Genomic DNA, 2,873 nt, shown 5'->3' with positions numbered 1-2,873 from the left:
GCAACGCGGTGGACAAGGTGCTGAAGGGGGCCCGGATGCACCCGTGACCCCCGTGACCCCCGTGACCCCGTGCCGCCACTGCGGTTCAGACGGCGCGGACCTCGGGCTCAGCGGCGGGGGCGGTGGCAGCGGCGTCGCTGTCGTCGTCGGCGTCGTCGGCGGCGTCGTAGGCGGCGTCGTAGGCCTGACGATCGGCAGGGGCAGGGGCAGGGGCAGGGGTGCCCTCCTCGTCCGGCAGTCGGCGCATGAGCACCCCGTAGCCGAGTCCCGCCGCCGTTCCCACGATGGCGCACATGCCCCACAGCCAGTTCGCGCCGAAGCGGTCGATGACGAAGCCCGACATCAGGGGGGAGACGAGGGAGGCCACGGCCCAGGACAGGGTGTACATGCCCTGGTAGCGGCCGCGGCCGTGGGTGGGGGAGAGGCGGACGACGAGGCCGGTCTGGGTCGGGGCGTTGACGATCTCGGCCAGGGTCCACACACAGACCGTGAGCGCGAAGACGCCGACCGACCCGGCGAAGGCGGTGAGCCCGAACCCGTACCCGGCGAGGACGGAGGAGACCACCAGCAGCTGTCGCGGATCCCGGTGCTCGATGAAGCGGGTGACGGGCAGCTGCAGCGCGACGATGAGCACGCCGTTGACGGCGATCGCCATGCCGTAGTCCGCCGGTGTGAACCCGGCCGCGCCCATCGCCACGGGCAGTCCCACGGAGCCCTGCTGGAAGATGAGCGCGACGAGGAACGACAGTCCGACGACGCTCATGAACCGCCCGTCGCGCAGTACGGTCCCGAGGCCGACGGAGTCCTCCCGGGCGGCCTTCTCCTGCTGTTGGGGCCGCGACTCGGGCAGCTTGAGGAAGACGACGACCGCGCACACGAGCGTCATCCCCGCCTCGGCGAGGAAGCCGGCGCGGTAGCTGACCTCGGCGATGAACCCGGCGGCCATGGAGGAGACGGCGAACCCGAGGTTGATGGCCCAGTAGTTGAGGGAGAAGGCCCGGACACGGTCCTCGGGCCGCACGATGTCGGCCATCATCGCCTGCACGGCCGGCCGGGAGGCGTTGGAGGCCATCCCGACGAGGAAGGCGACGCCGGCGATGGCGAGAGGGCCGGTGACGAACCCGAGGAGCGCGACGGACAGGGCGGTGGAGGTCTGCGCGATGAGCAGCGTGGGCCGCCGTCCGAGCCGGTCCGCCATGACCCCGCCGCCGAGGGAGGAGATCACCCCGCCGAGGCCGTGCAGCGAGGCGACGAGTCCGGCGTAGGAGGCGGAGTAGCCGCGGTCGAGGGTGAGGTACAGCGCCATGAAGGTGGCGACGAAGCCGCCGAGCCGGTTGACGAGGGTGCTGGTCCACAGCCACCAGAACTCGCGGGGCAGCCCGGAGAGCGTCTCGCGTGCGGCACGTCTCAGGGTGGCGACGGACATGGCGGATCCCCCGGGTGTGTAAGCGGCTCTGACAGCTCCCAGAACTTACGAGGGGTGGGTCGGGGGAGGCCACTCAATTAACGGATCTCGTCAACCGTCGCCGGCCCGCCCGCCTGCGTGTCCGCGGCCCTGCCCGCGGCCCTGTCCGCTGCCCTGTCCGCTGTACGAGCGGGCGCACAACGCATCGGAGCGGTGGATTACGCTCATACGCATGGCCGACGCACCGTACAAGCTGATCCTCCTCCGCCACGGCGAGAGCGAGTGGAACGCGAAGAACCTGTTCACCGGCTGGGTGGACGTCAACCTGAACGAGAAGGGCGAGAAGGAGGCAGTCCGCGGTGGCGAGCTCCTGAAGGACGCCGATCTCCTCCCCGACGTGGTCCACACGTCCCTCCAGAAGCGCGCGATCCGCACGGCCCAGCTGGCGCTGGAGTCCGCGGACCGCCACTGGATCCCGGTCCACCGCTCCTGGCGCCTGAACGAGCGCCACTACGGCGCCCTCCAGGGCATGGACAAGGCGCAGACCCTCGCGGAGTTCGGCGAGGAGCAGTTCATGCTCTGGCGCCGCTCCTACGACACCCCGCCCCCGCCGCTGTCGGACGACTCGGAGTTCTCCCAGTCCTCCGACCCGCGCTACGCGTCCATCCCCCCGGAGCTGCGCCCGCGCACGGAGTGCCTGAAGGACGTCGTCGTCCGCATGCTCCCGTACTGGTACGACGGCATCGTCCCGGACCTCCTCGCCGGCCGCACGGTCCTGATCGCCGCCCACGGCAACTCGCTCCGCGCCCTCGTCAAGCACCTCGACGGCATCTCCGACGCCGACATCGCGGGCCTGAACATCCCGACGGGCATCCCCCTCGCCTACGAACTCGACGCCGACTTCAAGCCGGTGACCCCGGGCGGAACCTACCTCGACCCGGAGGCGGCCGCAGCCGCAATCGAGGCGGTCAAGAACCAGGGCAAGAAGAAGTAAGCAAGCCTGAAGAAGCCCCCTACCTGCGGTTTTCCCGCCGGTGGGGGGCTTGTTGCTGTCCAGTGCCGTACTCGGTGCGCGGCCGGCGCTGGCAGGTCTCTCCTTGGCCATCGACGAAGCCCGACCGTTGGTTAGGTCCCAGGTCGTACCCGGGCCACCCCCAACAGAGCCGGGGATGCAGCTGCTCTACAGAGTTGGACACCTCGGAAGCCGGCCGCGCGTCAGAGACCCTAGCCATGAGCACTGACAACGCGCCCCAGGAGCACGACCTCTGGCGTGGGACCGGGAGGACAACCCTGCGGTCGTGGGGGTGTCCGCGAGCGTCCACGACTCGACGGCGGTCTGAACCTGGAGCACGCGGGCGTAGGCTCTCAGGGATGCGGATAGGCGAGCTGTCCAAGCGCACGGGCGTGAGTCCGCGCTCCCTGCGGTACTACGAAGAGCAGGGCCTGCTGACCAGCTCACGCTCCGACG

General features: G+C 70.3%; 3 protein-coding genes. 2 read left to right on the top strand and 1 reads right to left on the bottom strand.

Features of this window, described 5'->3' with window-relative positions:
- Positions 1-85: 85 nt before the first annotated feature.
- Entirely contained in the window at positions 86-1,426 is a 1,341-nt protein-coding gene (locus tag ACIBTS_RS49250) for an MDR family MFS transporter (protein ID WP_399328523.1), read from the bottom strand.
- A 211-nt stretch (positions 1,427-1,637) separates the two neighbouring features.
- Here ACIBTS_RS49250 and ACIBTS_RS49245 point away from each other — a divergent pair, with 211 nt between their 5' ends.
- Complete coding sequence (locus tag ACIBTS_RS49245) at positions 1,638-2,399, top strand: phosphoglyceromutase (protein WP_399328521.1); 762 nt, start codon at positions 1,638-1,640, stop codon at positions 2,397-2,399.
- A gap of 377 nt (positions 2,400-2,776) precedes the next feature.
- Positions 2,777-2,873 (top strand): MerR family DNA-binding transcriptional regulator (locus ACIBTS_RS49240; RefSeq protein ID WP_399328525.1); only part of this gene is annotated, 97 nt, incomplete at its 3' end.

Origin of the sequence: Streptomyces sp. NPDC050121 (assembly GCF_044460385.1) — a bacterium.
Lineage (GTDB): Bacteria > Actinomycetota > Actinomycetes > Streptomycetales > Streptomycetaceae > Streptomyces > Streptomyces soliscabiei.
This window is presented reverse-complemented; position numbering and strand designations above follow the sequence as displayed.